This window comes from Staphylococcus sp. NRL 16/872 (genome assembly GCF_022815905.2).
Taxonomy (GTDB): Bacteria; Bacillota; Bacilli; order Staphylococcales; family Staphylococcaceae; genus Staphylococcus.
In genome coordinates, this window is sequence record NZ_CP119330.1 from 1 (window position 1) to 2,835 (window position 2,835).

General features: G+C 29.3%; 3 protein-coding genes. All 3 read left to right on the top strand.

Translation table 11 applies throughout. The annotated features are described in order from the left end of the window. The 3 genes from MT340_RS12830 to MT340_RS12840 all read left to right on the top strand — a co-directional run bounded on the left by MT340_RS12830 (nt 1) and on the right by MT340_RS12840 (nt 2,644). On the top strand, nt 1–1,005 hold the full coding sequence (locus tag MT340_RS12830; protein ID WP_243603959.1) for a protein rep: 1,005 nt from the start codon (nt 1–3) through the stop codon (nt 1,003–1,005). Between the two features lie 656 nt (nt 1,006–1,661). Continuing rightward, nucleotides 1,662–2,279, top strand: a complete 618-nt coding sequence (locus MT340_RS12835) for a CadD family cadmium resistance transporter (protein WP_031886466.1) — start codon at nt 1,662–1,664, stop codon at nt 2,277–2,279. A 17-nt stretch (nt 2,280–2,296) separates the two neighbouring features. Then, nucleotides 2,297–2,644 carry an ArsR/SmtB family transcription factor gene (locus tag MT340_RS12840; protein WP_031886465.1) on the top strand — a complete coding sequence of 116 codons (348 nt, stop codon included), beginning with the start codon at nt 2,297–2,299 and terminating at the stop codon, nt 2,642–2,644. Nucleotides 2,645–2,835: the final 191 nt, after the last annotated feature.

Here is a 2,835-nt window from a genome sequence, read left to right on the forward strand (position 1 = left end):
ATGCAAGACAATCATACAAAATATATAGACGAAAATCAAGATAATAAAACACTAAAAGACTTAACGAAAAGTGGGAAACAACGCCCGTGGAGAGAAAAGAAAATAGACAATGTAAGTTATGCAGATATACTGGAAATCTTAAAAATTAAAAAGGCTTTTAACGTAAAACAATGTGGTAACGTCTTAGAGTTCAAGCCGACATATGAAGGTTATTTGAAGTTACATAAGACATGGTTTTGTAAATCAAAATTGTGTCCAGTTTGTAATTGGAGGCGTGCTATGAAAAATAGTTATCAAGCTCAAAGAGTGATTGAAGAAGTGGTTAAAGAAAAACCGAAAGCACGTTGGTTGTTTCTTACACTATCAACACGAAATGCGATAGACGGAGATACTTTAGAAAAAAGTCTTAAACATTTAACTGAGTCATTCAGAAGATTATTTAAATATAAAAAAGTTAGTAAAAATTTAGTTGGTTTTATGCGCTCGACAGAAGTTACAGTTAATAAAAATGATGGTAGTTATAATCAACATATGCATGTTTTATTGTGTGTTGAAAATAGTTATTTTAAAAATAAAGCTAATTATATAACTCAAGAAGAATGGGTTAATTTATGGCAAAAAGCATTACAAGTTGATTATCGACCTGTGGCAAATATCAAAGCGATCAAACCAAATCAAAAAGGCGATAAAGATATTCAAGCAGCTATCAAAGAAACTTCAAAATACTCGGTTAAGTCATCAGATTTTTTAACTGATGATAACGAAAAAAATCAAGAAATCGTGAATGATTTGGAAAAAGGTTTATACCGAAAACGTATGTTGAGTTATGGTGGATTGCTTAAACAAAAACATAAAATTTTAAATTTAGACGATGCCGAAGATGGCAATTTAATTAATACAAGCGACGAAGATAAAACAACAGACGAAGAAGAAAAAGCACATTCTATTACGGCAATTTGGAATTTTGAAAAACAAAATTATTACTTAAAAGATTTGAAACGTTAGCTTAAAAGCTAGCGTTTTTTTATGTATTTTTGCCCCTGCGGGAACTATAGCGTTCAACCGGCATGGTTGACCACTTTTTATGCCAACTTTTAAGTTTGCATGTAAATGGGCCAGTGTCTTAAAAAATCAACACTGGATTTGCTCGAATTTTTGTTTTTGAAAATAGCATATATTTATTTGGCTCATATTTGCATTTTAAGAGCTTATATACGTTTTTAGGTATAAAACTATATGATTTACCCCTAAATCTTTAAAATGCCCCCTTAAAATTCAAAATAAAGGTATTTAAAATTTGTTATCTTTGAAAATTTAAAAATAAAAAAATGCTATTACAAATTAGTGCTGGTGACACTGAATGTTGTAATAGCAATTATGCAAATAGTCGACAAGCTATTTAATCTATTTTTCTAAGATTTATTATAACAAGAACACGCATTTATGCCGAGAAAATTTATTGATGTTGAGAAGAACCCTTAACTAAACTTGCAGACGAATGTCGGCATAGCGTGAGCTATTAAGCCGACCATTCGACAAGTCTTGGGATTGTTAAGGGTTCCGAGGCTCAACGTCAATAAAGCAATTGGAATAAAGCATCTATGATTTTTGCTAAATATAAGCTACAATACATTCAAAAACATTTTTGAATGAGGTGCTTTATGTTTTCTACTGTGATTACTGCTGCTGTTTTATATATTGCTACAGCAGTAGATTTGTTGGTAATACTATTAATATTTTTTGCTAGAGCAAATACTAGAAAAGAATATCGAGATATTTATATCGGACAATATTTAGGTTCTGTAATTTTAATATTAGTTAGTTTATTTCTAGCTTTTGTTTTGAATTATGTTCCGGAAAAATGGGTGTTGGGTTTATTAGGTTTAATACCGATTTACTTAGGTATTAAAGTTGCTATTTACGACGATTGTGAGGGCGAAAAAAGAGCTAAAAAAGAATTGGATGAAAAAGGGTTGTCAAAATTAGTCGGTATTGTTGCTTTGGTTACAGTTGCTAGTTGTGGTGCAGATAATATTGGGCTTTTTGTTCCTTACTTTGTGACTTTAGATATTGTCGACTTATTAGTTACTCTTCTTGTATTTTTAATATTGATTTTTGTTTTAGTATATACAGCACAAAAATTGGCTAATATTTCAGGTGTTGGTGAAATTGTAGAGAAGTTTAGTCGTTGGATAATGGCTGTTATTTATATTGGTTTAGGGTTATTTATTATTATTGAAAATAATACAATTCAAACAATAATTGGTTTTATATTTTAAATTAAGGTGTGGTTTATATGGGCAAGGCAAATACTTGTGATGTGATCTGTATTCATGAGGATAAAGTGAATAATGCTTTGAATTTTTTAGAAGATGATAAATCACAAAAACTACTTAGTATTTTTCAAAAAATATGTGATGAAAAGAAGTTAAAAATCATATTATCTTTGATTAAGGAAAATGAGTTATGTGTTTGTGATATTTCTTTGATATTAAATATGAGTGTTGCTTCTACATCACATCACTTAAGACTTTTGTATAAAAATGATGTTCTTGATTTTTGGAAAGATGGAAAGATGGCTTATTATTTTATTAAAGACGATGAAATTAAAGATTTTTTCTGTAAAAATCAAGAGGGATTTTGAAACGAGTGAAACGAGTTTCTTCTTGTCTTGATACTATATAGAAATAACGTTCTTTTTTAAAAATGCAGTTTAACGTTGATATGACAGTGTTTTTATATATTTTTAGTGTTGAAAGAAAAATTTGACATAAAAAAACTCCAGTAATAAGATTAAAGTGTCGAGCTAAAATCAAATACTGGAGGTCTTTTTAT